The following is a 26,886-nucleotide window of genomic DNA, read 5'->3' as shown; positions in this document are numbered from 1 at the left end:
ATGAGTTCGGAGATCTGGCGGCCCCCGAGTAGCTTCGCCGAAGACCTGCGCCGCGAGTACGGGCTTGAATGTCCGCCGGCTTGGGGAACTCCGCGCCGATTCGAACACCCCACCCTGGGCGGTGCTGCTGCCAAGGTGATGCGGGCTCTTGGCCATGAGCCGATGGCGTGGCAGCAATATGTGTTGGATACGGCCCTTGAGGTCGACCCCGATACTGGGCTGTTTCTCCACCGCAAAGTGGGCCTGAGTGTCCCGAGGCAGCAGGGCAAAACCGAGACGATTTTGACGGTGATGATTCACCGCATGATGGCCTGGCCGAATCAGAACATCGTCTACTCGGCACAGACGCGTATCGATGCGCGCAAGCGGTGGGAAGACGAATTCCTTGCCAAGATGGACGCGTCCAGGCTCTTCGGCAGATATCACCCGCGGAAGACGACGGGCAATGAAGCCATCATCTGGAAGTCGAATCGTTCGCGCCTTGGGATCGTCAGTAATACCGAGAAAGCCGGGCACGGTCCGCCGCTCGACCTGGGCATGATGGACGAGATATTTGCCCATAGAGACGATCGTGTCGAGCAGTCGATGTCTCCCGCAATGCTGACGCGCCAGAACGCGCAAATGTGGTGGGCTTCCGCAGGCGGCGACACGAAGGCGACGTTCCTTAATAACAAGCGTAAGCAGGGCCGCGAGCTTATCGAGCGCGGCTGGGCCACCGGTCAATGGTCGCAGGTCGCCTATTTCGAATGGTTTGCTCCTGACGATCTCCCGCGTGATGACCCGAAAACTTGGCGTACCTGTATGCCCGCGCTCGGAATCACGGCCAAGGAGGAAGTCATCCGCGGCGAACTCGACTCGATGGATGCGCCCGAATTCGACAGGGCGTATTTGAATCGGACGAGAATGCCGACCCCAATCAGCGATCCGAATATCCCGCGTGAGGCCTGGCCGAAGCTGGTCGACGAGACGTCGCAGGCGGGCGCTGATCTCGTGTTCGCGGTCGACGTGGCGCAGGACCGTTCGTCGTCGTCGATAGGTGTCGCCTCGAAGCGCGCTGACGGCCGCACTCACCTTGAGGTGGTCGCCCGCCGTCCAGGTACCGCGTGGGTCGCTGAGGCGCTCGCGCTCCTGTCGCAGCGCCGCCGCCCTCTGGTCGTCGCTGTGGCCGGCTCTGGGGCGCCCTCGCAGAGCCTCATAGACGACATCGAGGCGGCGGGCATCACGGTGCCCGCAGACAAGGGCAACCCGCACCGCGGGCACCTGGTCGTGCTGCGCACGGGCGACGCGAGCGAGGCCGCTGCCCAGTTCGCTGACGCGGTCCGTCAGGGCGCCGTCGCGCACCTGGACCAAGCGCCATTGACGGCTGCGGTAAATGCGGCCCGTACAAGGCGTAATGGCGATGCGTGGGTTTTGGATCGCACTAACTCACCCGTCGATATCGCCCCGTTGGTCGCGGTGACCAATGCCCGCTGGGCGCTGCTCGCCAAGGGCGCTGCGGTGCTCGATGACTACGACGTTCTCAACTCCGTCTTCTGAAGGGGCCCGTATGAAGTGGACCCGGCGTCTCTTCCGCAGGACGGAGGAGCGCGCGATTACCTCGCTGCCGTGGGACGTCGGCGGGGCGATGCCGAGTCAGGTGTCAAGCCAGACGGCGGGGAGGATCGTTCCGCTCTTCGCGTGCTGGAGAATTCTTGCCGACAACATCGCTTCGCTTCCTGTGCAGACGTTCCAGCGGAACGCCGCGACCAGGCTACCGAATCCCTTTCTGCCTGATCTGCTGTTCCGTCCGGCCGCTCGGGACAATCTGTTTCAATGGCTGCATAAGTGCGTGGTCTCACTCGCGGCCCGCGGCAATGCGTACGGCCTCATCACGGCAAGGGACAATTTCGGATTCCCCGTCAATATAGAATGGCTTCACCCTGATGACGTTTGGGTGGACGAAGAGCGGCCCACGGAGCCTATTTACCACTGGCAGGGCATGCCACTTCCGACGGAAGACGTATTTCACATCCCGTGGTTCGTGATGCCTGGCTGTGTAGTCGGCCTGTCGCCCATTCAGTGGTTTGCCAGCACGCTCGGTGAGAATGTCGCGGCGACCGAATACGGCCGCAGGTGGTTCGAGAACGGCGGCACGCCTCCGGCGGTCATGAAGAACTCGGCCAAGACGATCAACCCGGAAGAGTCGGAAGAGATTCGTAATAGGCTCTCGATTGCGATTCGTTCCGGAAAGCCCATCGTCATCGGTAACGACTGGGACTTTACGGCTCTTGACGTCAATCCCAATGAGTCTCAATTCATCGAGACGCGGCGGCTCAACGCCACGGCTATTGCGTCGATCTACGGCGTTCCGCCGGGCATGGTCGGAGGCGATCAGGGCGGCGGCTCCGTCACGTACGCCAACGTCGAACAGCAGACGATCAACCTCACGACGCTGACGTTTCGTGCGTGGCTGGTCAGGATTGAGAACGCGGTCTCTGACCAGCTAGCCGGCCGACAGATGATGCGCTTCAATGTCGACGCCATGATTCGCGTTGACACGAGGACGCGTTACGAGGTCTATTCTCTGGCACTTCAGAACGGATGGATGAGCGTTGACGAAGTGCGCGCCCTTGAGAATCTGGCGCCCCTTCCGAACGGCGCCGGCCAGGTCTACAAGTCGCTCGCACCACAGCCCGCGCCAGTACCGCCCGACGAACAGCAACTGAGCCCAGAGGGCCGCGCGTTCCTCGAACTGCTCGCAAGTGAAAGGGACGCCAATGCGTGAAGTCGAGCGGCGTTATACCCGTGTTGAGGCGCGGGCGAGCGGCGACGGGAAGAACATCACCGGCTATGCCGCGGTCTTCAATCGGGAGTCCTCGAACCTGGGCGGCTTCGTCGAGGTTGTCGACCCCGCGGCGTTCAACAAGTCCCGCGGCGACGGCTGGCCGGACGTCGTGGCTCGCTTCAATCACGAGGACATGTTCCTTCTGGGCACTACTACGGCCGGAACGCTGCGGCTGTCGCTGGACAACACCGGGCTCAATTACGATGTGACACCGCCGAATGCCCGCGCGGATGTCCTCGAACTCGTCCAGCGCGGCGACGTCCAGAAGTCCTCTTTTGCGTTTAGGACTTTCGAAGATGACTGGTCGGCCACGGAACAGGGCTTCCCGAAGCGCACGCTTTTGAGCGTCCAATTGCTGGACGTCGCGCCGGTTGTCAGCCCCGCCTACCCGGATACCTCCGCAGGGCTCCGCTCCCTGGCGCGCAAGTTCGACGCGCCCTTTGAGGACGTGCGCAAGCTCGCCGAACGTGAAGAGCTGCGGAAGCTGTTCGTGCGCACCGACCAGCCCGTCATTCGCGCCGCTGAAGTCGGCGGCACGGCGGGCAGCCGGCTCACGCCCGCGCAGGCGCGGATGAAGCTGCTTGCGCGGCGCGACTCGCCTTACGTTCCGTAAGGCATATCCGAGGCAGGACGAAATCCACCTCGCTAACTGAATAGCCGAAGCAGCCGGGCAGGCCGACAGCCACCCAATTCCCACGAGACAAAAGGAATTGGGTAATGTCAGAGCTTGCTAAGCGGCTCAATGAGCGTCGCCTGTCTGCCTACAACGAGGCTAAGGCGATCGTCGACCGGGCCGGAGATGAGAACCGCGCGTTCACGGGTGAAGAAGAGCAGACATGGACGCGCCTCAACGACGAGATCGACACCATTGACGAGCGCGTGAAGAATGTCCTTGCGATGGAGAAGCGCGCCAAGGACGCCGACACGGCTATGTTCGGCGGCGCGCCGCGCAAGGGCGACGGCAGCCCCGCGGGCAACCCGGACCAGGATCTTGCGGACCAGTTCCGCAAGCTTGCCGCTGGCGAAATCCGCAACATCGATGTTGCTATGCCGAGTGCCTTCGAGCGTCGGCAGCTGTCCGGCGGTGTCGAGAACCGTTCGCTGATCAAGTCGGGTGCGCCTGTTCCGACTACGTTCATCGGTCAGCTTTACAACTACCTGGTCGACACGTCCACGATGCGCGCCACGAACCCGACGGTCTATACCACCTCTTCGGGTGAGAACCTGACTGTTCCGATTTCCACCGCAGAAGGTACGGCGACGTGGACCGCTGAAAACGTGGCGCTGACTCCGTCCGACCCGACGCTTTCCAGTGTCACGCTCGGCTCTTTCAAGGTCGGCAAGTCCATCTTTATCTCCTACGAACTGCTTCAGGACACGGGCTTCGATCTGCTCGGGTTCATCTCGCAGCACGCGGGGCGCAATATCGGCATTGCAGTCGACCAGGCCTACGTAGCGGGTGCCGGTGGCACTCGCCCCGAAGGCTTCCTGGTCAACGCGGGTCTTCAGACGACCTCGATGGGCACTGGCACCGTCAACGGCTTCGTTGCTGGCGTCACGCAGGCGGACACCCTTTACGACGCTTTCCATGGTGTGCTGCCGCAGTACCGCCCCCGCGGTTCGTGGCTTATGCACGACACCACGATCAAGGCCGCGCGGAAGCTCAAGGACACCACCGGTCAGTACCTCTGGCAGCCCGCTCTTACTGCGGGCGTTCCTGACACGCTCCTTGGCCGGCCGGTTTATGCCGACCCGAATATGGAGCAGTTCGGCGCGACGGGCCGGAAGGTCATCGCGTTCGGTGACTTCGGCGGCTACTTCATCCGCGATGTCACGCCCCTGCGCTTCGAGCGGTCCGACGACTTCAAGTTCGACACGGACATGGTCAGCTTCCGCGTGCTGTACCGCACTGACGGCAAGCTCGGTGACACGCAGGCGATTCGCGTCCTCACCACTCTCACCTAATCCCCTACAGCCGGGGCACGGCCTACCCGCCTTGCCCCGGCTCCGAGCCTTGGAGAAACAGGATGAGAGTCCGCATTGCGGTCCGGGCGAATTGGGGCGGCGTCTCCCTCAGGAGTGGCCGCCTGGGCGAGCCCGGCAGGGAATACGAAGTACCCGACGACGAAGGCGCGGCGCTCTGCGCTGCGGGAGTGGCTGAGCCCATCGCGGTTCGCAAGCCAGTAGAGACACGGCGCGGACCGGGGCGCCCTCCGCAGTCGAGGAAGTGACGTCGTGGCTAATGAGTACGTCAACATCGCCACGCTGAAGGCATCGTTCGGTACGACGGACAACGCTAGGGATGATCTGCTGACGGCCGCCATAGCCGCAGCGTCACGCCTTATCGACCGGAATACCGGGCGCCGCTTCTACCTCGATGCGGCGATCAGTCAGCGTATTTATAAGCCTGACGGCCGCGCCCTGTGCAAGAACGACGGAGAGCTTCTGATCGTTGATGACATCGGAAGCCTCACGGGCCTGATAGTCGAAGTCGGCTCTGTCGGCGGAACCTATACGGCCATCACCGATTACGAGACGACCCCAGAGAACGCAACGCCCCGTGGCCTCCCGGTCACGGGGCTTCTGCGTACGGGCGGAAGTTGGGGCCGCGGCATATCGCGGGTCAGGGTCACCGCTAAGTGGGGCTGGCCGGCTGTGCCGGAAGAGGTCGCGCAGGCTGCGCTCATTCAGGCGTCTCGCCTCTACAAGCGCAAGGACTCGCCGGAAGGTGTCCTGGGGTCCGCCGACTGGGGCGGCGCTCTGCGTCTCGGTCGCATCGACCCCGACGTATTCGAGCTGACCAAGCATCTCACGCTTCCAGGTTTCTGAGGGGATGAGATGCAGATATCAGAGATCCGCGCCGCGATAGCGGCGGCGGCGTCAGCTGTCGTCATGCCGACTGGCGTTGGGAAGCTCACCTGTACTGGCTACCTGCCCGACTCGATCTATGAGCCGCATTTCTACGTGGGCGAGTACGACCAGGAATACGACCGGACTTACGGCGGCGTGGACCGTGTCGAGTTCACGTGCCTCGTGCTGGTCGGGCGCGCAGACGACCTCTCGTGTCAAAAGATCCTGGACGGCTTGCTCTCCAGAGGTGGGCCGTCGTCATTGAAGGTCGCCATCGAGGCGGTGCGCGGCGCCCCCGGCCAAAAGGCTCTAGGCGGACTCGCGCATGACCTACGCGTGATCCGCGTGCAGGCCTATCGCTGGTACGAGCACGACGGAACAAAGTACGTCGGCGCTGAACTCGTCGTAGAAGTAATCGGAGACGGGGCGTAAATGTCACTTCAAGTGCTTACGGGAGTGCGCCTCTTCGCTGTCGGCGCCGACCTCACCAGTACAAACAACAAAGCCGAGTTGAGCGCGGAAGTCGAGGAAAAAGATTCGACGACTTATGGGTCGAATGGCTGGAAGGAAGTCCTGGGCGGTATCGCGTCGAGCGAGATATCCGCTGAGGGCTTCTGGGAGGCCGGAGACGCTTCCAAGGTTGATGACGCGAGCTGGTCGCAGATAGGCGGTACGGGCCCGTGGACGGTCGCGCCTGTCGGCGCCTCTGTCGGGGATCCGGCGTACACGACAAGCGCCCTGAGGGCTGAATACAAGCTCTTGGGCGCCGTGGGCGATGTCGCCCCCTGGTCGGCCAAGGCGTCGGGCAGTTGGCCTGTCGCCCGCGGCCAGATAGCCCACCCGCCCGGTACGGCGCGCACCACGACCGGTACGGGCACGGGCGTCAACCTGGGCGCCGCGGCCTTGAACAAGCGGCTGTACGCGGCCCTGCACGTCCTCAGCGTCGCCGGTACGGCCACACCGACCATCACAGCGCGCATCGAATCCGACACCTCCGGCGCATTCGCCGCGCCCACGACTCGACTCACTTTCACCGCGGCCACCGCTATCAGCGGCGAGATTCTGCGCACCAGCGGCTCAGCGATCAACGATACGTGGTGGCGCGTCGGCTGGACCATCACCGGCACCACGCCGTCATTCCTTTTCGCTGTCGCTTTCGGAATCCAGTAAGGAGTATCGCCGTGGCTCTCATGGTGCTTACCGCTGAATACATCAGCCTCGCTTCCAACGACCTCAAGGCGTACTGCAACAAGGCTGAGCTGAGCGTCGAAGTGGAAGAGAAGGACGTGACTACGTATGCGTCCCTCGGCTGGAAGGAAATGATTGGTGGCCTGAAGTCCGGTGAACTCTCTCTTGAGTTCAAGACAGACTTTGCCGCGGGCGCGCTGGATTCAATTCTCTGGCCGCTGTTCGGCACGGTCGTTGCCTTCGAGGTCCGGCCTACTCAGTCCGTCGTCGGCACGTCCAACCCGAAGTGGACGGGCAACGTGCTCGTCAAGGAACTGAAGCCGATATCCGGCGGTGTCGGCGATGAGGCGACGCAGAGCGTCAGTTTCCCGACTACGGGAGCTGTTACCCGAGCGACTGCGTAATGGCTAACCCTATCGACCTCTCGGTTTCATGTGACGGGCTTCAGGCTCTGGTGCGCGCTATCCGCCAGGAAGCGGACGGCAAGGAACTCCGCAAGGAACTTGCCAAGAACATGCGCGACGCCCTGAAGCCCGCGGCCGTGCAGGCGAAGAGCGGTATTGCGTCGATGGCTTCGGGTGGCGCCGGCCCGGGAACGTCACCCGCGCTGCGATCTGCCATCGCCAAGAAGATCAGGCCGGAAGTAAAGCTGGGCGGTCGCTGGACCGGCGCACGCGTCAAGGCGCGCAAGACGCCGACTGTCCGCGGCTTCGCCAACGCCCCGAAGCGGACTCAGTCCGACACCTGGCGCACGCAGTCGTGGGGCAACGGCGTGTGGCGCAATCAGCCCGGAAAGCTCAACTGGTTCGACCGGGCGACCAGCGCACACAAGGCCGAATACAAACAAGCAGTCTTCGAGGCCATGGAAGCCATGGCCGAACGCATCGCAAATCGTGCCCAATAGGGGGACCCATGTATCTCGTGTACAGGCCCGATGGACAGGAAGAGCCGACGCGGTACAAGTACCAGCCGCAGAGGCTCATGTCAGCAGAGCGGGAGATGTTGGAGCGGCGTACTGACCGCAACTTCTCTGACTTCCACAAGGACGTCATGCAGGGGAACAGCCTCTGCCGCCGTGCTCTGCTCTACATGTACACGAAGCGGGATCACGCGAAGGTCAAGTGGGAAGACGTCGACTTCGCGTGGGATGAACTCACTATCGAGTACTCGAAGAGTGAGTGGATCGAGATGAGGGATGCCGCATCCGAAAGCCTCCGCGGCGATCAGCTTGCGATGGCCCTTGAGCAGATCGACAAGGAAATCGAGGCCGCTTATGACGACTCCGAGGAGACGGGAAAAGCCAGTTCGCCGCTCGCCGTATAAAGCACATGGCGACTGCGGCGAATCTCTTCGGTATCCGCCCGTGGGAATGGGACCTACTCACCGTTGAGGACGCCAACGCGGTGTGCGATGTCTGCGACAAATACATAGAGGACTGCCAGAAGGCAGAAGCGAAGATGAAGAGGGCGTGACTCGATGTCGGATGTTTCTCTTGTCTTCAACCTGGTCGCACGCGACAACACCGGCCAGACGCTGGAGAAGGTCCGCGAGAAGTTCGATGCGGCGGCTGCCGGTATCGGCGCGGGCGTGGCCGCAGCGCTGGGCGTCGGCATTGCGGCCAACCTCGATATGGAAGCGGCTAACGATAAGTTGGCCGCACAGCTCGGGGTCGGACCGGCCAAGGCGGCAGAGCTTTCGAAGGTCTCGGCGAAGGTGTACGAGGGCGCGTGGGGCGAGTCCACCGCGGAAGTCAACGACGCCATCAAGAACGTGTATATGAACATTGGCGACACCTCGAAGGCGCAGGGCGGGCTTGAGGGCGCCACGGTCAAGGTAATGGCTCTGTCGGATGCATTCGACCAGGACTTGACGGCGAGTACGTACGCGGCCGGCCAGATGGTCAAGACCGGAATGGCGAAGAACTTCGACGAAGCCATGGACCTTCTTACCGTGGGTTTCCAGAAGGGCGCCGACAAGTCCGGCGACTTCCTTGACACCTTCAATGAGTACTCAACTCAGTTCAGGAAGCTGGGCATCGACGGCCCACAGGCAATCGGGCTAATCAGTCAGGGACTCAAGGGTGGCGCCCGCGATGCCGACATCGTGGCGGATGCCTTCAAGGAATTCGGCATCAGGGCCATTGACGGGAGCAAGACGACCGCCGATGGCTTCAAGTTGATCGGCCTCAGCGCCGACGACATGTCGAAGAAGATTGCGGCGGGTGGCCCCGGAGCGAACAAGGCACTTGACGAAACCCTGGACAGGCTCCGCGCCATGAAGGACCCGGTAAAGCAGAACGCTGCGGGCGTCGCACTGTTCGGTACGCAGTGGGAAGACATGGGGAAGGCGATGATGTCACTTGACCCGTCCAAGGCGGCTGACAGCCTCGGGAAGGTCGGGGGCGCCGCGGACAAGATGGCGAAGACGCTCGGTGACAACCCGAAGGCTGCCATCGAGAGCTTTAAGCGGAAGGTGGTCGGAGATCTCTCGGAGATAGCCGGGCACTTCATCAAGTTCGCGATGGAGAACCAGGGCGTCTTCGAGCCCCTCGCTTACGCGATCGGCGGCATCGCGGCTGTCGTCCTCACCGTCAAGGCTGGGATGATGGCGTGGGCTGCCGCTCAGGCTGCCTGGTCGGCTGCCACCGCGGTTGCCACGGCCGCGCAATGGCTGTGGAACAGCGCCCTGTTCGCTTCCCCGATTACGTGGATCATCGTTGGCATCGTCGCTCTGATCGCGATCATTGTCATTATCGCCACGAAGACGACATGGTTCCAGACCATATGGAAAGTCGCATGGGGCGCTATCAAGACTGCCGTATCGGCTAGTTGGTCGTTCATCCGTGACAAGGTGTTCGGGCCGATCGGCCGTTTCTTCACGCAGACGATCCCGCGATGGTCGGGCATGGTCAGGGACGCCGTAGTTGGCGCCTGGAACTCAACGAAGAACAAGGTGCAATCCGTAGTCGGCGGAATGCTTTCGTGGGTCCGCGGCAAGTGGGATGGCTTCATCGGATTCTTCCGCGGCCTCCCCGGCAAGATCGGACGCGCCACGAGCGGCATGTTCAACGGAGTGAAGAACGCTTTCCGGTCCGCTATCAACTGGGTCATCGGTAAGTGGAACAACTTCGGATTCAGCATCGGCGGCGGCTCGTTCATGGGCAAGAGTCTTCCGAGAGTGACGATCGGCACGCCGAACATTCCCTATCTCGCCAAGGGCGGTCTCATCACCCGCGGCGGTATGGCGATGGTCGGTGAGCGTGGGCCGGAAGTCCTGAGTCTGCCCAGGGGTGCGGGAGTTGCCCCGCTGCCTGTAGGCGGGGCGGGCACCCGAGTTGACGTGTATCTCCATGTCGACGCCGACGACGCCTATCTGAAGCGGCGCATTCGGAAGATGGTCAGCGTCGAAGGACGCGGCAGCGTCAACGCACTGTTCGAGTAAGGGGAGTTGACATGGCATTCCCGACGACTCCCCTTGCAACGCAGGTAGAGCTGAACCTCGGGGGCACGTGGACGGACGTCACTTCTGACGTCTATCTGCGTAACCCCATCGAGATTGAGCGGGGGCGCGGCGACTGGGCGTCACGCGTCGACCCCACGAAGTGCAAGCTGACTTTCAATAACCGCAACGGCAAGTACTCGCCCCGGAATCCCACGGGCGCCTATTACGGACTCATAGGCAGAAACACTCCGATCAGGGTTTCCGTGAACGCCGGTGACTCTTACCTTGCGACGACCGGAACGACGACTTCGAACAACGGGGCCAGTACTCCTGACGTCGCTGCGCTGGACATCACGGGCGATATCGACATCCGCTTTGAGGCGACCCTCAGCAACTGGAATGCCGCGGGCTCTGTCGAGCTGTGCGGTAAGGGGCTCATCACTGGCAATCAGCGGTCGTGGGTCCTGATGATGCGTGACGAGCGGCTGCACTTCGAATGGTCTGCGGCGGGCACGACGACCATTCAGAAGGACTGCACGGCCGCGCTGCCGCTGCCGCCCTCTGGCCGGCTCGCTGTGCGGGTCACGCTGGACGTCAACGACGGCGCGGGCAACAACGTGGTGACGTTCTACACCGCGCCCTCGATCAGTGGCACGTGGACGCAGCTTGGGAGCGCCGTCACCACCGCGGGGACGACCAGCATCTTCAACAGCACTGCGCCTGTCCGCGCCGGCGACGGCTGGGGAGACCTTGCGTTTCCGTGCTCGTCCGGGGCGGTGCACGCCTTCGAGCTGCGCAGCAGCATCGGCGGCACCGTGGTTGCGAACCCGAACTTCCGCGTGCAGACGCCGGGCGCCACGTCGTTCGCGGACGGCACTGGCAAGACCTGGACGGTCGGCGCCAGCACCACCATCACCAACCGCAAGGCACGGTTCGTCGGCGAGGTCTCTTCGTGGCCGGCCCGCTGGGACGTGTCCGGCATGGACGTATATGTACAGGTCGAAGCGGCGGGCATCATGCGCCGACTCGGTCAGGGCGCGTCGCCGCTTCAGTCGACGTTGCGGCGCCGTATCCCGTCGTTCGCCTCTGAGCCGCTGCTCGCGTACTGGCCGGCGGAGGAGGGCAGTACGGCGACGCGCGCGTACTCGCCCATCAAGGGCGTGAGGCCGCTGAAGCTGACGCCCGCGCGCTGGGCGGCCGTCGACACCCTGGCCAGCTCCACTGCGCTGCCGACGCTGAACAGTTCGACCACTACGCCGTGTGAGCTGAAAGGCACTGTCCCTACCCCTGCAGGCGTGGTCACTGAGTGGAACGTCACTTGGATGTACCGGCTCGACACGGTGAACACCACGCTCCGTACCTTCATGCGCGTCCTCAGCACGGGCACGGTCGCTGAGTGGTACGTCCAGACCCGCAACGACTTGACTCGCGTCCTTGGCAAGGACAGCGACGGCGTCACCGTCTTCACGAACGACTTCGTGACGAGCACCGATCTCTATAACCAGTGGATACAGGCCGAACTCCAGATCCGTACGAGCGGCAGTGATGTTCACTGGGCAGTCCAGTGGACGGACGTCGGCGGCGACGCTGGCCAGATATCCGGGACCTTTACCGGCGCAACGGGTCGCCCCCTCGCCGTCAGTTCGCCCCCGGACGGCTACTCAGCAGACATCGACGGCATGGCTATCGGACACATCGCCGTATTTGGGTCTGAGACGACCTTCGCATACGACGGCGCCGTCACCGCGTGGGCGGGGGAGACCGCGGGCGACCGTCTCGTCAGGCTCACGGACGAAGAGTCGGTACCTCTGCTCGCGTATGGGGACGGCGCAACCCCGGTGGGCGCGCAGCTGCCTACACCCCTGCTGGACCTCTTGGGCGAGTGCGCCGACGCGGATCACGGCGTTTTGTACGAGGCGCGCGACTCTGTGGCTCTCCAGTACAGGGACCTTGCGGGCATGTGCAACCAGACGCCCGCGCTGGCCTTGAGCTACACGACAGCCGGCCACGTGACGCCGCCCCTCGAACCGGTCGACGACGACCAGGCCGTACGCAACGACGTCACAGTCACGCGTACCGGGGGCAGCTCAGCCCGCGTCACGCTCGACACGGGGGCGCTGTCGGTACTGGCGCCGCCGGACGGGGTGGGGCGCTACGACGAGTCGGTGACGCTCAATCTGTTCGAGGACGACCAGGCTGACGACCACGCCGGATGGCTCCTGTGGCTGGGTACGCAGGACGTGACCCGGTACCCGGTGTTGCACGTGGAACTATCCGCGGCGCCGAGCCTGATCGAGTCCGTGACGGCGCTGGACCTGGGCGACCGCATCACCATCAGCAACCCGCCCGCGTGGCTCCCGCCCGACACGATCGATCTATTGATGCAGGGCTATACCGAGACCATCGACCAGTTCGAGTGGGGCTTTGACTTCAACTGCACTCCGGCGCGGCCCTTCGACGTCGCGTCCGCCGACAACACCACGGTCGGCAAGGCGGACACCGAGGGCAGCGAGCTGAGCGTGGGCGCGACCAGCACGGCCACGTCTATCAGCGTCGCCACGACGTCGGGCCCCATCTGGACGACGTCCGGCGCGGAGATGCCGTTCGACGTCACCGTTGCGGGCGAGGTCATGCGCGTCACCGCGATCACTGGCGCGGCCAGTCCTCAGACGTTCACCGTCACGAGAAGCGTCAACGGTGTTGTGAAGGCGCAGCTGGCGGGCACCGATGTCCGTCTCACTCATCCGGCGATCGTCGCCTTGTAGGGGGTTCGCATGACCAACTGGCTTGCCGGTATGACGATCACCGCGGCGCGCCTCAACGACGGCATCGACGCCACGACCACGGCCAGCGGGCTTGTGGCCGCGTCGGGGTTCAGCGTCAATGACTTTCGCGGTTATAAGTCCGGGAAGGTCATTGTGCTGGACATGTTCATGGCGCGCACCGGCACCGACATCACGCAGACCAGCGGCAACATCACCGACACGCAGATCTGCACCGTTCCCGCGGGATGGCGTCCCACGAACGGGACGATCAACGGGCCGTGGGACAACGGGATCTCCGAGGGCGGGTTCGTCATCGGCACTGACGGAATCTGCACCCTCCGGACGGCGTCATCGAACATCGGCGGCACGGCCGGAACTGGCACGACCACTCTCCGGCTGCACGCGGCCTTCATCATCGACTAAGACCCCCGCGTAGGGCATGCGCGGGAAGGAAGCCCCCCATCACCGCTGTCGGGCCGGTGATGGGGGGCTTTTCCATGTCCTGCAACGGAGGGCGTTGCGGCGCCTGTCGTCTGGGAGGCACTTGGCTACGCCTCGTGGGACGCGTACTGCGCGACGGAGTTCGAGGGCGCTCGCATGGTCCGCCTGCCCCGCGACCAGCGGCGAGAGATCGTCGCGGAGATGAGCGCCGAGGGCATGTCGAACAGGGCTGTCGCGTCCGGGCTGGGCCTAGCTCACACGACAGTCGCTGATGACCTGAGAGCAGGTGGAGGAAATCTTCCACCTGGTCGACAGTCCGTGACACCCAGTCACTCTCCGTCAGGCGCCGTCCTGGACCGCTTCGAAGCTGTACTCGTAACCCACCGTCAGCCGGTACGGCAGGCACCATTCCCCGTACTCGATGACGCCCTGGTCGTCCCATAGGCGGTGCGCGCCGGCCAGGATGGGCGACCCGACGCGGACGCCCAGGAAGCTCGCCTCACGCTCGTCTGCGTCGCGGCTGTGGACGTCGTCCCGACCCGCCGTGACGCGCCGTCCAGCGGCCTCCTGGATACGCGGCAGCAGTCCTGTGCCCTTGCCCGGCGCCGTCGACAGCAGCTCCGGTACGAGGGCAGCGAACCGCGCCGGGTACCAGGTGACGGCGAGCATGAGGCGCTTGGAGCCCTTGCCGGTGTGCCATTGACGGCGCACCACCTGATCGCCTTCGTCCAGGTCGAAGATCTCCGCAACGTACTGCGGCGGGGCGACCAGCTCGGCAGCCGTGACAAGCATCGTCTCGCCCTCGCCGAGGACAGACCCGGTACGCAGTACCCGCGTGATGCGGTCGTACGAACTGGGCGCCACAGACGGCGCGTTGGCGACGAACGTTCCGCGGCGCGAGGTGACGATGTACCCCTCCACCTGAAGGTGATCGAGGCTGCGGCCGAGCGTGGCGACTGCAACGCCCTCTTGTTGCGCAAGCTCGCGCTGTGGCGGCAGCTTTGCGCCCTCCTTCAGCTGGCCGTCAAGAATGCGGCGGCGAATGCGCTCGGCAACCTGCATGTACGGAGGCTGATCTGTGTCCGGCATTGCGACTCCTGATGGCGCGTGACCTAGTGCACGGGCGACTGTACTAGGGCACGGGTAATCCCTGCGAGGGATGTTGCGCAGATGCCTTGAGACTCTGTCCTAGGTCACGCTACGGTCTGACCTAGGACAGCAGTCATGGAGGCGGGGCCGATGGCAAGGCACGAGATCGAACAACGGGGAAGCGGCGCGCGGGCCATGGTCCCGGCTCATGTCGCGCGCGTCACCGAGAAGGTGCTGAACACCTATAGGCGCTACGTCACGCACGCGCTGGAGTGCGAGGGCTGCCAGGCTATCGGCGGTCACTGCGAGAGCGGCGCGGAACTGTGGCGACAGTACAAGGAAGCGCGCACCGCCGCGGGTGGCAGCCGGTGACCGCGACGGTGCGCGTCTGCCGACACTGCGACGAGCCGATCACCGACCCCGAAGACGCGGTGTTGGTCGCTCACGAACTCGGCAACAGCGGTCCGGGATGGGACATCTACGCGCACCGCGATCACGTCGACCTGGTGGAGCTGATTGACCCTGTCGTCCTTCGGATCATGGCCCGCATCTGGACGGCGCAGGTCCAGCGGTAAGCCCACAAGACAGCGCCCCCCGTTCCCTGAGTCGTCGGGAGCGGGGGGCGCTTCGTCGTCTGCTACGTGGCTACCTCAGTCTGGGCGGGGTCGTCGGGGAGCCCGAAGGCACGCCTGACGCAGCTCATACGCGCCATCCGCTCGGCCTTCTCGCGGCCCTGGGGCAGCGCCGCGGCCATCTCGTTCAGCCAGCGCTCGTACTCGGCCTCTTCGCGGGCGGGGTCGGCGTTCACCGCGCCTCGCCGCCCTCGTACGCCTTCACGAGGCCCATGAGGATGCCGACCGCGTGGCCGACGGCCTGGTTGCTGCCGCGCTCGTAGCCGTGTGCTTCGAGAACCTGGAAGACGTCGTGGACCAGCCCGAAGTTGAAGCGGTCCGCGGGCGGGTTCGTGTCAGGGGTAGTGTCGGTCATGGGTCGTCTCCTGCCTAGATCAGGTGTTCGACCTAGGCCCTGTCCGGTGTTCCAGCACCGGGCGGGGCCGCTGTCTTGTCTGAACGGGTCGGCTGCTTCACAACCTCCCAAGTCCTAAGGCGTAACCATGGTGTGCGTGGTGGGGAATGTCGCGACGCGGCCGGTGTACAAGGAGTTGTCGACGGGGGCGTCGACGCGGTTTCGGCTGGCCGTGACCTCGCGTTACTGGGATCGCGAGAAGAACTTGTGGGCCGACGGACACACCAACTTCTTCACGGTGTGGGCCAGGCGGGCACTCGCGACGAACGCGGGAGCGTCTCTGTCGGTGGGCGATCCGGTCGTCGTGCAGGGGCGGCTGAAGGTACGCACGGAAACACGCGACGGCCAGACGTGGGCCTCGGCGGACGTCGACGCCGTGGCGATCGGGCACGACCTCTCGCGAGGCACATCCGCCTTCCGCCGGGCGTCGAAGGGCGACATGGGACCGGCTCCGGCCGCTCAGCCGGAGCCCAGTTGGGAAACCGTTCCGCAAGCCCAGCCCGACTCCACGCCCCAACAGCGGCCCGAGCCAGCGGGAGTGACGTGATGTCAGAGACGCGCAGAACCTGAATCGACCTGCGGCTTACCGGCAAGTACCTTCCGAACGGTCCCCATGGATTTGTCGATAGGCCCAGCTCACAGCCGTGTGGGCGATAACGATTCCGAGTCGGATCGGTTACCCGACCGCACCAGTGGGGAGTGCGGTGCGCCGCGTCTTTAGGATGCCGAACACAGCTCTCGGGGCTTCTGATTCTGCTGGCGGGACCGTCCCCCCATGTCAACGGGTCCTGCGCGAAGGGGAATTCTGTGTTTTCTTCGTTCTCTGCGTCGTCCGCGCGCAGGCGAGGGGTCGCCCGCCTCGCCGCCGGGACGTTGGTGTCGGGACTCGTCGCCGCGGTGGCGCTGGCCACCGCCGGTACGGCCGTCGCCGACGAGACCCCGCAGAGCCAGGGCGGCGCGACCGCCACCATAGGTGACCTCAAGACGTACGGGTCCGCGGTCATCCACGCCGACGGCGCGGACTCGTGGGTGTCCGCCGGTCTGTTCGAGATGTCCGTCGACAGCGGCGGCATGCTGCAGACCTACTGCGTCGACCTCCACAACCCGACGCAGCAGGACGCCAAGTACCAGGAGACCCCCTGGAGCGGTACGTCGCTGAACGGCAACAAGGACGCGGGCAAGATCCGCTGGATCCTGCAGAACTCCTACCCGCAGGTGAACGACCTCGCGGCCCTCGCCAAGAAGGCCGGTGTCGGCAGCCTCACCGAGAAGGACGCGGCGGCCGGCACCCAGGTGGCCATCTGGCGGTACTCGGACGGCGCCGACGTGGAAGCGGTGGACGCGCCGGCGGAGAAGCTGGCGGACTATCTGTACAAGAGCGCGCGGAACCTCGCGGAGCCCAAGGCCTCGCTGGCCCTCGAACCGGCCGCGGTCTCCGGCCGCGCGGGCGAGAGGCTCGGCCCGGTCACCGTGCACACCAACGCGGACAGCGTGACCGTGACGCCGCCCTCGGACGCCACCGCCGACGGGGTGAAGATCGTCGACGAGAACGGCAAGGAGATCACCTCCGCGGTCGAGGGCAGCCGGCTCTACTTCGACGTACCGATAGACAGCGCGGACGGTTCGTCCTCGCTGACCGTGCACGCGTCCACGACCGTGCCGGTCGGCCGCGCCTTCACCTCGGAGACCCGCAGCCAGACACAGATCCTCGCGGGCTCCAGCGAGTCGATGGTCACGGCGACGGCGACGGCGAACTGGGCCGAGAAGGGCGCGATACCCGCCCTGTCCGCCGAGAAGAACTGCGCCGAGGGCGGCGTGGACATCACGGCGGCCAACGCGGGCGACGAGGCGTTCAGCTTCGAGCTGATGGGGATCGAGTACACCATCGAGGCGGGCACGTCCCAGGCGGTGACCATCCCGCTGCAGGAGGACCAGGAGTACGGCTTCACAATCAACGGTCCAAGCGGCTTCGTGAAGCACTTCAAGGGTGTCCTCGACTGCGAGGTCCAGGGCGGCACGAGCGACATCTCGACCCAGACGGTCAGTGAGCCGAGCCCCGCGACGGTGGGCGGCACCTCCGACGGGGGCACCGACCTCGCCGAGACCGGCAGCACCAGCGCGACCCCGTTCATCGCGGGCATCGCCATCGGCCTCGTGGTGATCGGCGGCGCGGCGGTACTCTTCGTCCGCAAGAAGGCGGCACCGACCCAGGACTGAACCCGAACGATCCTGACCTTGGCAACTCAACGGCCACACCACGGTGACTCCGTGAGCCCACGGCCCGGCCCTCAGGCGCCCGGGCCGCATCGCGGAGCGGCGGCACCCGGATACTGCCACGGGGGCGAACGCCCCTGACACCGCATCGGCCGGCTGGAAAACCGGCTCACGCCGCCGCGGGACGCCGCTTCGTGTAAGGAGTTGGACCGGGCGGACGAGATCGCCGCCCAGTACTCCGGATGCGCGAAAGCACGGGGCGTCCGGCGGGGCCGACCGTTTCTTGGTGGGGTTCGTCGTTCGCCGGACAGACCGGTACCCATGACCGCTTCGGCAAGGTCCTGGCGCGCTGCTGGGGTCACCTGCACCCGAAGCTGGACCGGCCCTGGGCCGGCCACCAGGGCGAACTCCCCATCGTCGAGGGAACCCTGGTTCACCTGGCAGTTGAGCACCTGCCCGGCAACCGTGACCCCAAGCGGTTGTGGCGGTGGCACAGCGACCCCGACGCCACCGCGCATGACGTCGACCGCCTGTGGCGGATCTTCCTTCCAAGATTCGATATTGAGCATACTTTCCGCTTCTTCAAGCAGACCCTCGGCCTGACCCGCCCCCGCCTGCGCAGTCCCGAGCAGGCGGACCGGTGGGTGTGGCTCATCCTCGCCGCCTATGCCCAGCTGAACGGTCCGTGCTGCCCGCCTGTCCGGCGGGCAGCACGGGCCGCTTTCCCTTTTCCCGCCTTGTGGGCTGTACGCGGCGCCGATCCCCGTCGGACAGGTGGCGCTCGACCTCGGGCAGCTCAGATGCAGTCCGTTTCGGACATGCGGGATCCGCATCGGGCACCATGCCGAGCCGGGAACGGAACAGGTTCAGGAACCAACCGGGCGCCGCCATTGCAGGAGGGAGGGATCCGTCAGCTCGTCCAGATGTCCCACCACCGCGTCAGGATCAGCATGCCGACGATTGCGATGGGTGCAGCAGTGGCAGCACCCAGGCCTCCGGCCTGCGCCCGCGGTTCTCGCCATCAACCGCGCAGGCTCCGGGCCGGCAGGACGACGTGCGCCGCCTTCTCCAGCGTCTCATCGGCGCCCGCGAACGCTGCCAGCGCCTCGGGGGCCACGAGCTTGCCCGGTGCGGCCTCAGGCCAGGGACGGCTGGTGAACACCAGGTAAGCGAAGCCGCGTTGGGCGACCGCCTTCAGCCATTCGGGCGGAGCGGTGCACTGGGCAGTGAACTGCGGCATGGTGACGACCGCCTGCCCGGCCTCGACCAGCAGGCTGACAGGCAGGCCGGGCTTCGTGACACCGTCGAGGAGGTCGCCGCCCACAGGCAGGCGGTTGCTCTCCAACAACTGCCGCACGGCGGCGGATGACGCCTCGGGGCCGCCCACGCCGTCGCCGAGGGTGTAGGTGAGCAGATAGGGCATATCACCGTCGGGGGCCTCGCCGCTCCAGGCAAGTACGACGAGCGTGCCCAGCTCGGCAGGGCGCAGGGGGCGGGTTTCGCTTGAGGTTGAGGTCACCACGCGACCGTATCGACGCCCCGAAAGCGCCTCGGTGTCTTCTCACCCGAGTGGACGATGCCTCGAACTCCCTCCACACGAACGAGGGACGCCCCTCGACGCCCCTCGAACGCCGTCCCGGGAAGGTCAGCTCTGCAACGGCAGGCCGCCCAGCAACGGGTTGTGCTGGTTCAGCGCACCGGTCGCGCCTTTGACGGTGTTGAGCACGGAATCCTTGTTCTCCGTGTCGAGCGCGCTCGACTGGTGACGCAGCGGCATCACGTCGATGGGGCCCTGTGTGAGCGTGTTGACTGCGCCGTTGAGGCTGGTGGGCGTCACTTCGGCGGCGTCGTAGGCGAACGCGGGCGCGGCGGCACTGGCGACGGCCATGGATCCGGCAACGACTGCGGCAGCCTTCAGAGACTTCATCGTCTTCCTTTCCTCGGCAACTCATGTCACTTCAGCAATTTCTGACGCCGTGATCAACGATCCCCGGCCGGGACGGAAACCCCGGGTGCAGAAGTTTCTGCACCCGGGAGTCGTCATCAGATCGGAATAAGAAAACAGCCGTTGCGCCGGCTGGGAGATTCCGGCGCAACGGCTGTGGGTCCGCTTCCCGTGATGTCTTACGGCGTCGGCACCGACAGGCCGGGCAGGTCGGGCGCGGGCAGGCCGCTGGCGAGCAGCGTGGCTGCGACATAGTTGACGAGGGCCGTGACCACGCCGGTGACCGCCGTGGCTACCTTGCCGGAATCCCCGGAGGTGACGGCATCGAGGAGGGTGTCCAGCGACTTCTGCAGGGCGGCGAGGGCGTCGCTCACGGCGTCCTTGGCCTGCGGGTCGCCGACGGCCTTCGGGGTCACGTCGGCGATGGCCTGCTTCACGGCCTTGATGAGCTGGGTCGCCTCGGTCGTGGCGAGTTGGCCGTTGTCGGCCTTGAGCACGGTGTTGAGCAGGCCGGTGACCGGGGTGACCGCTTCGCCGAGATTGCCGAGGCTCTTGATCTGCGCCATGAGCGTGTCCACACCAGGGACGGATGCATGGGATGCCGCATGGCTGCGCTCCCTTACGGAGTCCGCCGCCATGGCGGCCGGGCCGGTTATGCCGGCGAGGAGGGCAGCGCAGAGTGCGGTGGACGCGATGCGCCATGCGATCAGACCACGCAGGGTTCCTTTCGGTGGTGCTTCGGATCTTGCGACCACCGTTCAATCGCTCACCATCATCTGCAACCGACCGGAAGCGCTGCGTCACGATCCGCCCCATCCATCGTTCCTGGTGAGGCGCTTGCTCGGGCCGGCCCGGTGATCCGGCGCCCCTCCCGCCCATTCGGGGCACCGCACGTGCGCCACAGAACAAGCGAACCGGCCGCCCTCCCGTGCGGGGGGGGCGGCCGGCCGATGGAGTGCGCGGCGACGTCAGGTGTTGGCGCAGGTGTTGCCGAACGCTGGGTTCAGCAGACCGATGACATCGACGGTGTTGCCGCAGACGTTGACCGGCACGTGAACAGGGACCTGGATCGTATTGCCCGACAGGACGCCCGGGGAGTTGCTGGCGGTGCCGTTCGCGCCACTGTCCGCGGCGGCGATGCCAGCGGCGCCGGCAACGGCCGCAGCGGCGACGGAGGTAAGGACCAGGCCCTTCGCGATAAGCGACATGGAGAGGTTCTCCTTGGGGTTGACACAAACATCCGGGCGGATGCCCGACGCTGTGTCAACGCGCGGCTTCGGCGAAGGTTGTGCCGCCAGAGGAGTGATCTGCCGAAGAACCGGCCTGCACGGACGCCGGCAGGCGGTACAACGCCCGGCGCCCCGCCCCCGCCCTGGTCTCCAGGGCGCCGACGTGGAGCCACGGGCGGCGGGCTGTGACCGGAGACGGTGAGCGGGGCGGGCGAGGCCAGTCCGGGGGACCGAGCACGCGATCGCGGCGATGGGTCTCAGGACGACGACTTGGGACCAGCCCCTGACCGTTCTCCAGCAAACTGCCAGAGCGTCGGCGGTCGGGCGGGGCTTCGCGTCCTCGCGTCCCGGGCTCTCCATGGCCGGCCCGGTAACGGCCTCCGGCCTCGGCCCGGCCATGCGCTTCGCGCACAACGCGGCCTCCACGGCTGCGACCTCGTACCGGGGGTACGGCGCCGGCTGCCCACGGAGCCCTGGAGTAGCGCGATTCGGGCGTCGGCGGGCGGGGACGGAGCGGGGCGATGGCCCCGGTACGTCACTGACGGTCTGCCATGTGGACTCCTCACACATGGCAGACCCATCGAGGTTGCTACGACTGGACTGCTACGGGTGCCGGGCACTCGGGCGTCGGCACCGGCTGATCACCTACAGTGCGCGGCTCGGCTTCGCCGGTACAGGATCATCCCCCCCGCGATGAGTGCGGCGCTGACGCCCGAGGTCGCCAGCAGGGTCCCACTACCGGTCTCTGCCAGGACGGACTGGGTTTCGCCACCCATGAGGGTGAGATCCTCCTCCGTGGGGGTGAGATCCCCCCCCTGCGCGGTGAGATCCTCCCCCTGCGTGGTGAGATCCTCCCCCGTGGGGGTGAGATCCTCCCCCTGCGCGGTGAGGTCCTCCTCCGTGGGGGTGAGATCCTCCCCCTGCGCGGTGAGATCCTCCTCCGTGGGGGTGAGATCCTCCCCCTGCGCGGTGAGATCCTCCTCCGTGGGGGTGAGATCCCCCCCCTGCGCGGTGAGATCCTCCCCCGTGGGGGTGAGATCCCCCCCCTGCGCGGTGAGGTCCTCCCCCGTGGGGGTGAGATCCTCCCCCTGCGCGGTGAGATCCTCCTCCGTGGGGGTGAGATCCCCCCCCTGCGCCTGGTGGGTGGAGGAGGAGTCGTACTGCTGCTCCGGGGAGGCCGAGTCGCCCCGCGGCTGTTCGGCGGGGGAGGGCAGCCGGGGAGCCGGAGTGCGAGCGACGGGTGAGGTGCTCGCGACGCCCGTCGGCAGGAGCGTCTGCGAGGAGCCGGTGTCACTGGAACCCGCTTGCCTCGGGATATCCTGCGAGACTTGTGCGGCCGAATTCACCTGGCTGGCACAGGAGTTGCCGAACGCCGGGTTCAGCAGACCGAGGACGTTGATCGTATTGCCGCAGGCGTTGACCGGTACATGGATCGGCGCCTGCACAGTGTTGCCCGACAGCACGCCGGGCGAGTCCGAAGTGGCACCGTCAGCGACCGAGTCGGCGAGGGCGGGGATGTCGTACAGGGACAGAATGCTCGTCGCGGCCGCGGCCAGGACCATTCCCCTGCTCAGGGTCTGTCGCAATCTCGTTCTCTTCCTGCTTGTTGAAGTAAGGGGGCCGGCCTTGGAACCGAAGAGGCGTTCCAAGGCCGACCGTGACACAGACGAGGCGGCTGATGTGCCCGTATCGTCAGTCGCTGGCGCAGCCGTTGCCGAACGCCGGGTTCAGCACGCCGATGACGTCGACCGTGTTGCCGCACAGGTTGATGGGAGCGTGCACGGGAATCTGGATCACGTTGCCGGAGAGGACACCCGGGCTTCCGGTGGCGAGGCCCTCGGCGCCGGTGTCCGCGAAGGCCGGGGTGGCCATACCCAGGGCCGTGATCACACCGGCGACGAGAGCGGCGGTCTTCTTGAGCTTCACGTACTTTCCCTTCTTTGCGGTCATGCCCCTTTGACGGCCGAAACCGAGCGAGCACACCATGAATGGCTCGCACCATGACCTGCAGGCTGTAACGAGGGATAAGTGCCCGGGGGAACTACAGAACGCGAGGCGTTTGGGAATTCACTCGAATCGCCCCCGAATTCACGGCGGCTCGGGCGGCCGGCACGCGGACGCGACGGCGCGCGGCCCGAGCCACTCCGGGACCGGCGATCAGCTGCCGACGGCGCCGTTGCCCGACAGGACCGGGATGTTGTCCAGGATGTGCGAGAGCGGCTCGTCGCCCTTGATCTGGGTGGAGTTCTCGGTGCACTGCTGGTTCTGCGGGGCCGAGAGGACCGGCACGTCCTGGACGGCGGTGACCGGCACCGCGCCGACGACCGAGCCCACGTTGGCCTTGGCCGGCAGACCGACACAGAGCTTGTTCAACGTGCCCTGGACCGCCGAGAGCTGGGGGCTCTGGTCGCCGTGCGTGGCCCCGTTGCCGTACGACTGCTCGGCACCGGTCCCGTTGGCCGTGGTGACACCGTCATCGTTGCCGATGGCCAGCGCCTGCGGGGCGGCCGCCGCCGAGACACCGACGACGGAAGCCGCGACCATCGCCGCGGCCATTGCCTTCTTGAGCATTTCTCCGGTCCTTTCCTAGGCAGAGAACACGTATTCCTGCTCCCACATCAACCGAGGGCGGCGGGATTGGTTTCGTGGCATCACCCGAATGGACCGTTCGCGATCCTGGAATTCATGGAACACCTCGTCCAGAGGCCCGGTGACCACGTCCGCCGCGTGAGCCATCGGAGTGAATCGGAGCAACCATGCGGGCCGGGGTCAGTTGTCCAGAGCGCTCCGGTGGACGGGGTTACTCCAGAAGGGACCAGTAAGTGATCAAGAAGGTTATGGCTGCCGCGGCAGTCGCCGCTTCCGTCGTCGGAGCCTCTGCTGCCGCCGCGCCCCAGGCGCTGGCGATCGGCAACGACGGCGGCGTCACCACCGAGAACGGTAGCGGCGCCGCACAGATCTACGGCAACCAGTACACGTACGGCTCGATGAGCCCGCAGATGGCGCTCATCCAGGGCTCGCTGAACAAGCCCTGCATCGGCCTGCCGGCCAAGGGCAACGTGGGCTCGGTCGTCGGCCTGGTGCCGGTCACCGCCGTCCAGGACGTGCCGGTCCTCTCGGCCCCGCAGAACCAGCAGTGCACCGAGAACTCCACCCAGGTCAAGGGCGACGAGCCGCTCTCGCACATCCTGGACAACATCCCGGTCCTGTCGGGCAACGGCGCCAGCAACAGCTGACCCCCCTCGGCACCGCGCGCAGCGGGCCGCCGATCCCCCCGGCGGCCCGCTGCCGCTGTCCCGTCCACGACGACAGCGGCAGCGGCGCGCGTCACCTCCGGTCCCGGCACACCCGGCGGACTGTTGATCATCACGGGGCTCCGCACCGGAGTCCGCACTCCGAAAGGGCAAACGAACATGAAGAAGCTGTGGGCGACCGCGGCCATTGCCGCCTCTCTCGCCGGTATCTCAGCTGCCGCCGCTCCCCAGGCGCTGGCGATCGGCAACGACGACGGCGTCAACACCGAGCAGGGCACCAACGCCGTCCAGAGTTACGGCAACCAGGAAACGCACGGCGACATGAGCCCGCAGATGGCGCTCATCCAGGGCTCGCTGAACAAGCCGTGTGTCGGTCTGCCGGCCAAGGCCAACGTGGGCTCGGTCGTCGGCCTGGTGCCGGTCACCGCCGTCCAGGACGTGCCGGTCCTCTCGGCCCCGCAGAACCAGCAGTGCACCGAGAACTCCACCCAGATCAAGGGCGACGAGCCGCTCTCGCACATCCTGGACAACATCCCGGTCCTGTCGGGCAACGGCGCCAGCAACAGCTGACCCCCCTCGGCACCGCGCGCAGCGGGTCGCTCTTCGGAGCGGCCCGCTGTTTCGCGTGTCATGCCGCCGCCGTGTCACGCCGCGGCTGCGTCATGCCTCGCCGTACAGCGCCTCGATCTCGGCCACGTACGCCGCCGACACCGCGTGGCGTTTGACCTTCAGGGACGGGGTGAGCAGGCCGTTGTCCTCGGTGAACTCGCCCTCCACCAGAGTGAACCGGCGGATGGACTCGGGCCGGGAGACCGCTTCGTTGGCGTAGTCCACCGCCTTCTGGACATCGGCGCGCATCAGGGGGTCGCGGACGACCTCGGACAGCGGGGTGTCCGCGGGCCATTTGCGGACGGCGAGCCAGTGGGCGACGGACTCGGGGTCGAGGGTGATCAGGGCCGCCACGTACGGGCGGTTGTCGCCGACGACGACGCACTGGCCGACGGGCGGGCGGCTGCGCAGCCGGTCCTCCAGGACGGCGGGCGAGACGTTCTTGCCGCCGGAGGTGACGAGGATGTCCTTCTTACGGCCGGTGATGGTCAGATAGCCGTCCTCGTCCAGGGCGCCGAGGTCGCCGGTCGCGAACCAGTCGTCGGTGAGGACGGCGTCGGTCGCGGCCGGGTTGTTCCAGTAGGCGCCGAAGACGATGCCGCCCTTGATGAGGACCTCGCCGTCGTCGGCGATGCGGACGGCCGTGCCCGGGACCGGCAGGCCGACCGTGCCGGGGCGGGGTCGGAGAGGCGGGACGATGGTGGCCGCCGCGGTGGTCTCGGTCAGGCCGTAGCCCTCGTAGACGATGATTCCGGCGGCGTAGAAGAAAAGGTTGAGGTTGCGGTCGAGCGGGGAGCCTCCGCTGATGGCGTAGTGCGCCCGGCCCCCGATCTCCTTGCGGATACGGCGGTACACCAGCAGGTCGTACAGAGCCCAGGCGGCGTACAGGCCGGGCCCGGGCCCCTTGCCCACGCCGAGGAACTTGTTCAGGTACGCCTGCGCGAAGCGGACGCCGATGCGGTCGGCGCGGTCGAAGGAGGCGCCCCGGCCGATCTTCTCGGCGGTGGCGCGGCCGGTGTCGTGGATCTTCTCGAAGAGGTACGGGACGCCGACGAGGAAGGTGGGGCGGAACTCCTTGAGGGCGGGGCGCAGTTCGTCCGGCTTGATGCTCGGGCAGTGGCCCAGCTCGATCCGGGCCATCAGACAGGCGATCTGGAGGGTGCGGCCCAGGATGTGGGCGAGCGGGAGGAAGAGGAGGGTCGAGGCGATCTGGCCTGTGACCTCCTTGAAGATGGGGTGCAGCAGCTCGACCGTGTTGGCGGCCTCGGCGTACAGGTTGGCGTGCGTGAGGACGCAGCCCTTGGGTTTGCCGGTGGTTCCGGAGGTGTAGCAGACCGTCGCGACCGTGTCGGGGGTCAGGGCGGTGCGGCGCTTGGTGACCTCCTCGTCGGGGATGTCCCGTCCCAGGGCGGCGAGTTCGGGCACAGCGACTTTGTCCAGCTCCCAGACACGTGGGGGTTCGGGGTGCCGGGCCGTGCCGGTGGCCACGGTGTCCGCGTTCTCGGCCGTCTCGACGATCACGAAACGCGCGCCCGAGTCCCGTACGATCCACTCCACTTGCTCGGCGGACGCGGTCGCGTAGACCGGGACGGTCTGGCCGCCGGCCGCCCAGATCGCGAAGTCGAGGACCGTCCACTCGTAGCGTGTACGGGACATCACCGCGACCCGGCCGCCCGGTTCGAGGCCCGCCGCGATCAACCCCTTGGCGGTGTCGGTGACTTCGCGGGCGAAGGCGGCGGCGGTGACCGGGCGCCAGGTGCCCTGGGCCTTGCGGCGCAGGACGACGGCGTCCGGTGCCTCGACCGCGTTGGTGAAGGGCAGGTCGGCGGTGCTGCCGGTGGCGGGGCTCGGTGCCAGGCGGGCGGTTCGCACCTCGCGCACGGTGCCGGCCGCGTCCCTGACCAGTTCCAACGTGCCGCGAATGGCCAGGTCGGTGCGCTTCCTGGCCCGTTTCAGATCCTTGCGTACGCCCATGACGGCTCCCGGTCGCAGGGTTCTTACTCGTGGGTCA

General features: G+C 66.1%; 30 protein-coding genes and 1 pseudogene. 19 read left to right on the top strand and 12 right to left on the bottom strand.

Annotation, left to right across the window (positions count from 1 at the left end; translation table 11 throughout):
• From C4B68_RS26135 to C4B68_RS26075, 13 genes are all read left to right on the top strand, one after another.
• Nucleotides 1-1,536, top strand: coding sequence for a terminase large subunit domain-containing protein (locus C4B68_RS26135; protein ID WP_240634472.1), 1,536 nt, complete (start codon nucleotides 1-3; stop codon nucleotides 1,534-1,536).
• A 10-nt stretch (nucleotides 1,537-1,546) separates the two neighbouring features.
• The gene (locus C4B68_RS26130) at nucleotides 1,547-2,764 is read left to right on the top strand and encodes a phage portal protein (protein ID WP_167459167.1); all 1,218 of its coding nucleotides are present in this window, start codon (nucleotides 1,547-1,549) and stop codon (nucleotides 2,762-2,764) included.
• Complete coding sequence (locus C4B68_RS26125; RefSeq protein ID WP_099499363.1) at nucleotides 2,757-3,437, top strand: HK97 family phage prohead protease; 681 nt, start codon at nucleotides 2,757-2,759, stop codon at nucleotides 3,435-3,437. Before C4B68_RS26130 ends, C4B68_RS26125 begins: the two co-directional genes overlap by 8 nt.
• A 104-nt stretch (nucleotides 3,438-3,541) precedes the next feature.
• Complete coding sequence (locus C4B68_RS26120) at nucleotides 3,542-4,789, top strand: phage major capsid protein (protein ID WP_099499364.1); 1,248 nt, start codon at nucleotides 3,542-3,544, stop codon at nucleotides 4,787-4,789.
• 270 nt (nucleotides 4,790-5,059) lie between these two features.
• Nucleotides 5,060-5,653 carry a hypothetical protein gene (locus C4B68_RS26115; RefSeq protein WP_099499365.1) on the top strand — a complete coding sequence of 198 codons (594 nt, stop codon included), beginning with the start codon at nucleotides 5,060-5,062 and terminating at the stop codon, nucleotides 5,651-5,653.
• Between the two features lie 9 nt (nucleotides 5,654-5,662).
• Nucleotides 5,663-6,106: a hypothetical protein gene (locus C4B68_RS26110; RefSeq protein WP_099499366.1), complete on the top strand. Its 444-nt coding sequence runs from the start codon at nucleotides 5,663-5,665 to the stop codon at nucleotides 6,104-6,106.
• On the top strand, nucleotides 6,107-6,844 hold the full coding sequence (locus C4B68_RS26105) for a hypothetical protein (protein ID WP_099499367.1): 738 nt from the start codon (nucleotides 6,107-6,109) through the stop codon (nucleotides 6,842-6,844).
• A gap of 20 nt (nucleotides 6,845-6,864) precedes the next feature.
• Nucleotides 6,865-7,266, top strand: a complete 402-nt coding sequence (locus C4B68_RS26100; protein ID WP_240634746.1) for a phage tail protein — start codon at nucleotides 6,865-6,867, stop codon at nucleotides 7,264-7,266.
• Complete coding sequence (locus C4B68_RS26095) at nucleotides 7,266-7,766, top strand: hypothetical protein (RefSeq protein WP_099499369.1); 501 nt, start codon at nucleotides 7,266-7,268, stop codon at nucleotides 7,764-7,766. The genes C4B68_RS26100 and C4B68_RS26095 overlap by 1 nt, the downstream gene beginning before the upstream one ends.
• A gap of 8 nt (nucleotides 7,767-7,774) precedes the next feature.
• Nucleotides 7,775-8,185 (top strand): hypothetical protein, encoded by a 411-nt coding sequence (locus C4B68_RS26090; protein WP_099499370.1) that lies wholly within the window; start codon nucleotides 7,775-7,777, stop codon nucleotides 8,183-8,185.
• A 153-nt stretch (nucleotides 8,186-8,338) separates the two neighbouring features.
• Nucleotides 8,339-10,303, top strand: coding sequence for a phage tail tape measure protein (locus tag C4B68_RS26085; RefSeq protein ID WP_099499371.1), 1,965 nt, complete (start codon nucleotides 8,339-8,341; stop codon nucleotides 10,301-10,303).
• A gap of 11 nt (nucleotides 10,304-10,314) precedes the next feature.
• Entirely contained in the window at nucleotides 10,315-13,068 is a 2,754-nt protein-coding gene (locus C4B68_RS26080) for a hypothetical protein (RefSeq protein ID WP_099499372.1), read from the top strand.
• A 9-nt stretch (nucleotides 13,069-13,077) separates the two neighbouring features.
• Nucleotides 13,078-13,491 (top strand): hypothetical protein, encoded by a 414-nt coding sequence (locus C4B68_RS26075; RefSeq protein WP_143674253.1) that lies wholly within the window; start codon nucleotides 13,078-13,080, stop codon nucleotides 13,489-13,491.
• Between the two features lie 357 nt (nucleotides 13,492-13,848).
• On the opposite strand, the gene C4B68_RS26070 is transcribed toward C4B68_RS26075, so the two are convergent.
• On the bottom strand, nucleotides 13,849-14,598 hold the full coding sequence (locus tag C4B68_RS26070) for a GntR family transcriptional regulator (protein WP_099499374.1): 750 nt from the start codon (nucleotides 14,596-14,598) through the stop codon (nucleotides 13,849-13,851).
• A 150-nt stretch (nucleotides 14,599-14,748) separates the two neighbouring features.
• On the opposite strand from C4B68_RS26070, the gene C4B68_RS26065 reads away from it, so the two are divergent.
• Nucleotides 14,749-14,970, top strand: coding sequence for a hypothetical protein (locus C4B68_RS26065; RefSeq protein WP_104880014.1), 222 nt, complete (start codon nucleotides 14,749-14,751; stop codon nucleotides 14,968-14,970).
• Nucleotides 14,967-15,173 (top strand): hypothetical protein, encoded by a 207-nt coding sequence (locus tag C4B68_RS26060; RefSeq protein WP_099499376.1) that lies wholly within the window; start codon nucleotides 14,967-14,969, stop codon nucleotides 15,171-15,173. Before C4B68_RS26065 ends, C4B68_RS26060 begins: the two co-directional genes overlap by 4 nt.
• A gap of 62 nt (nucleotides 15,174-15,235) precedes the next feature.
• Here the strand turns inward: C4B68_RS26060 and C4B68_RS42070 are convergent, their stop codons facing one another.
• Entirely contained in the window at nucleotides 15,236-15,406 is a 171-nt protein-coding gene (locus C4B68_RS42070; protein WP_167459166.1) for a hypothetical protein, read from the bottom strand.
• A complete protein-coding gene (locus tag C4B68_RS26055) occupies nucleotides 15,403-15,585 on the bottom strand; it encodes a hypothetical protein (protein ID WP_099499377.1) in 183 nt (60 codons plus the stop codon). Before C4B68_RS26055 ends, C4B68_RS42070 begins: the two co-directional genes overlap by 4 nt.
• Before the next feature lie 127 nt (nucleotides 15,586-15,712).
• Between C4B68_RS26055 and C4B68_RS26050 the strand changes: the two genes are divergently transcribed.
• Nucleotides 15,713-16,171, top strand: a complete 459-nt coding sequence (locus tag C4B68_RS26050) for a single-stranded DNA-binding protein (protein WP_099499378.1) — start codon at nucleotides 15,713-15,715, stop codon at nucleotides 16,169-16,171.
• 260 nt (nucleotides 16,172-16,431) lie between these two features.
• Entirely contained in the window at nucleotides 16,432-17,841 is a 1,410-nt protein-coding gene (locus C4B68_RS26045; protein ID WP_099499379.1) for a Cys-Gln thioester bond-forming surface protein, read from the top strand.
• A 907-nt stretch (nucleotides 17,842-18,748) separates the two neighbouring features.
• Here C4B68_RS26045 and C4B68_RS45010 read toward each other — a convergent pair.
• The 8 genes and pseudogenes from C4B68_RS45010 to C4B68_RS26010 all read right to left on the bottom strand — a co-directional run.
• A pseudogene (locus C4B68_RS45010) lies at nucleotides 18,749-18,828 on the bottom strand (vitamin K epoxide reductase family protein); the annotation flags it as partial.
• A 31-nt stretch (nucleotides 18,829-18,859) separates the two neighbouring features.
• Complete coding sequence (locus C4B68_RS26040) at nucleotides 18,860-19,357, bottom strand: DUF5949 family protein (protein ID WP_099499523.1); 498 nt, start codon at nucleotides 19,355-19,357, stop codon at nucleotides 18,860-18,862.
• A 126-nt stretch (nucleotides 19,358-19,483) separates the two neighbouring features.
• Nucleotides 19,484-19,765: a hypothetical protein gene (locus C4B68_RS26035; protein WP_099499380.1), complete on the bottom strand. Its 282-nt coding sequence runs from the start codon at nucleotides 19,763-19,765 to the stop codon at nucleotides 19,484-19,486.
• A 197-nt stretch (nucleotides 19,766-19,962) separates the two neighbouring features.
• Complete coding sequence (locus tag C4B68_RS26030) at nucleotides 19,963-20,349, bottom strand: hypothetical protein (RefSeq protein ID WP_240634471.1); 387 nt, start codon at nucleotides 20,347-20,349, stop codon at nucleotides 19,963-19,965.
• 402 nt (nucleotides 20,350-20,751) lie between these two features.
• Nucleotides 20,752-20,991: a chaplin gene (locus tag C4B68_RS26025; protein WP_099499381.1), complete on the bottom strand. Its 240-nt coding sequence runs from the start codon at nucleotides 20,989-20,991 to the stop codon at nucleotides 20,752-20,754.
• A 662-nt stretch (nucleotides 20,992-21,653) separates the two neighbouring features.
• Nucleotides 21,654-22,598 (bottom strand): chaplin, encoded by a 945-nt coding sequence (locus C4B68_RS42505; protein ID WP_240634470.1) that lies wholly within the window; start codon nucleotides 22,596-22,598, stop codon nucleotides 21,654-21,656.
• 106 nt (nucleotides 22,599-22,704) lie between these two features.
• On the bottom strand, nucleotides 22,705-22,962 hold the full coding sequence (locus tag C4B68_RS26015; RefSeq protein ID WP_099499382.1) for a chaplin: 258 nt from the start codon (nucleotides 22,960-22,962) through the stop codon (nucleotides 22,705-22,707).
• A gap of 207 nt (nucleotides 22,963-23,169) precedes the next feature.
• On the bottom strand, nucleotides 23,170-23,583 hold the full coding sequence (locus C4B68_RS26010) for a rodlin (RefSeq protein ID WP_099499383.1): 414 nt from the start codon (nucleotides 23,581-23,583) through the stop codon (nucleotides 23,170-23,172).
• A 251-nt stretch (nucleotides 23,584-23,834) separates the two neighbouring features.
• Here C4B68_RS26010 and C4B68_RS26005 point away from each other — a divergent pair, with 251 nt between their 5' ends.
• Both C4B68_RS26005 and C4B68_RS26000 read left to right on the top strand, forming a co-directional pair.
• Nucleotides 23,835-24,248, top strand: a complete 414-nt coding sequence (locus C4B68_RS26005) for a rodlin (protein WP_099499384.1) — start codon at nucleotides 23,835-23,837, stop codon at nucleotides 24,246-24,248.
• Between the two features lie 177 nt (nucleotides 24,249-24,425).
• A complete protein-coding gene (locus C4B68_RS26000; RefSeq protein WP_099499385.1) occupies nucleotides 24,426-24,836 on the top strand; it encodes a rodlin in 411 nt (136 codons plus the stop codon).
• A 90-nt stretch (nucleotides 24,837-24,926) separates the two neighbouring features.
• Here the strand turns inward: C4B68_RS26000 and C4B68_RS25995 are convergent, their stop codons facing one another.
• A complete protein-coding gene (locus tag C4B68_RS25995) occupies nucleotides 24,927-26,849 on the bottom strand; it encodes an AMP-dependent synthetase/ligase (protein ID WP_099499386.1) in 1,923 nt (640 codons plus the stop codon).
• Nucleotides 26,850-26,886: the final 37 nt, after the last annotated feature.

Source organism: Streptomyces dengpaensis, from assembly GCF_002946835.1.
Taxonomy (GTDB): Bacteria; Actinomycetota; Actinomycetes; order Streptomycetales; family Streptomycetaceae; genus Streptomyces; species Streptomyces dengpaensis.
Note: the sequence above shows the minus strand (reverse complement) of the source record. Positions and strands in the feature narration are given on the sequence as shown.

Excerpts from the sequence above, each read along its gene's own strand:
- C4B68_RS26135 (WP_240634472.1), top strand. The coding sequence starts at position 1 with ATGAGTTCGGAGATCTGGCGGCCCCCGAGTAGCTTCGCCGAAGACCTG.
- C4B68_RS26130 (WP_167459167.1), top strand. The coding sequence starts at position 1,547 with ATGAAGTGGACCCGGCGTCTCTTCCGCAGGACGGAGGAGCGCGCGATT.
- C4B68_RS26125 (WP_099499363.1), top strand. The coding sequence starts at position 2,757 with ATGCGTGAAGTCGAGCGGCGTTATACCCGTGTTGAGGCGCGGGCGAGC.
- C4B68_RS26120 (WP_099499364.1), top strand. The coding sequence starts at position 3,542 with ATGTCAGAGCTTGCTAAGCGGCTCAATGAGCGTCGCCTGTCTGCCTAC.
- C4B68_RS26110 (WP_099499366.1), top strand. The coding sequence starts at position 5,663 with ATGCAGATATCAGAGATCCGCGCCGCGATAGCGGCGGCGGCGTCAGCT.
- C4B68_RS26105 (WP_099499367.1), top strand. The coding sequence starts at position 6,107 with ATGTCACTTCAAGTGCTTACGGGAGTGCGCCTCTTCGCTGTCGGCGCC.
- C4B68_RS26100 (WP_240634746.1), top strand. The coding sequence starts at position 6,865 with ATGGTGCTTACCGCTGAATACATCAGCCTCGCTTCCAACGACCTCAAG.
- C4B68_RS26095 (WP_099499369.1), top strand. The coding sequence starts at position 7,266 with ATGGCTAACCCTATCGACCTCTCGGTTTCATGTGACGGGCTTCAGGCT.
- C4B68_RS26090 (WP_099499370.1), top strand. The coding sequence starts at position 7,775 with ATGTATCTCGTGTACAGGCCCGATGGACAGGAAGAGCCGACGCGGTAC.
- C4B68_RS26085 (WP_099499371.1), top strand. The coding sequence starts at position 8,339 with ATGTCGGATGTTTCTCTTGTCTTCAACCTGGTCGCACGCGACAACACC.
- C4B68_RS26080 (WP_099499372.1), top strand. The coding sequence starts at position 10,315 with ATGGCATTCCCGACGACTCCCCTTGCAACGCAGGTAGAGCTGAACCTC.
- C4B68_RS26075 (WP_143674253.1), top strand. The coding sequence starts at position 13,078 with ATGACCAACTGGCTTGCCGGTATGACGATCACCGCGGCGCGCCTCAAC.
- C4B68_RS26070 (WP_099499374.1), bottom strand. The coding sequence starts at position 14,598 with ATGCCGGACACAGATCAGCCTCCGTACATGCAGGTTGCCGAGCGCATT.
- C4B68_RS26065 (WP_104880014.1), top strand. The coding sequence starts at position 14,749 with ATGGCAAGGCACGAGATCGAACAACGGGGAAGCGGCGCGCGGGCCATG.
- C4B68_RS26055 (WP_099499377.1), bottom strand. The coding sequence starts at position 15,585 with ATGACCGACACTACCCCTGACACGAACCCGCCCGCGGACCGCTTCAAC.
- C4B68_RS26050 (WP_099499378.1), top strand. The coding sequence starts at position 15,713 with ATGGTGTGCGTGGTGGGGAATGTCGCGACGCGGCCGGTGTACAAGGAG.
- C4B68_RS26035 (WP_099499380.1), bottom strand. The coding sequence starts at position 19,765 with ATGAAGTCTCTGAAGGCTGCCGCAGTCGTTGCCGGATCCATGGCCGTC.
- C4B68_RS26030 (WP_240634471.1), bottom strand. The coding sequence starts at position 20,349 with ATGGCGCAGATCAAGAGCCTCGGCAATCTCGGCGAAGCGGTCACCCCG.
- C4B68_RS26025 (WP_099499381.1), bottom strand. The coding sequence starts at position 20,991 with ATGTCGCTTATCGCGAAGGGCCTGGTCCTTACCTCCGTCGCCGCTGCG.
- C4B68_RS26015 (WP_099499382.1), bottom strand. The coding sequence starts at position 22,962 with ATGACCGCAAAGAAGGGAAAGTACGTGAAGCTCAAGAAGACCGCCGCT.
- C4B68_RS26010 (WP_099499383.1), bottom strand. The coding sequence starts at position 23,583 with ATGCTCAAGAAGGCAATGGCCGCGGCGATGGTCGCGGCTTCCGTCGTC.
- C4B68_RS26000 (WP_099499385.1), top strand. The coding sequence starts at position 24,426 with ATGAAGAAGCTGTGGGCGACCGCGGCCATTGCCGCCTCTCTCGCCGGT.
- C4B68_RS25995 (WP_099499386.1), bottom strand. The coding sequence starts at position 26,849 with ATGGGCGTACGCAAGGATCTGAAACGGGCCAGGAAGCGCACCGACCTG.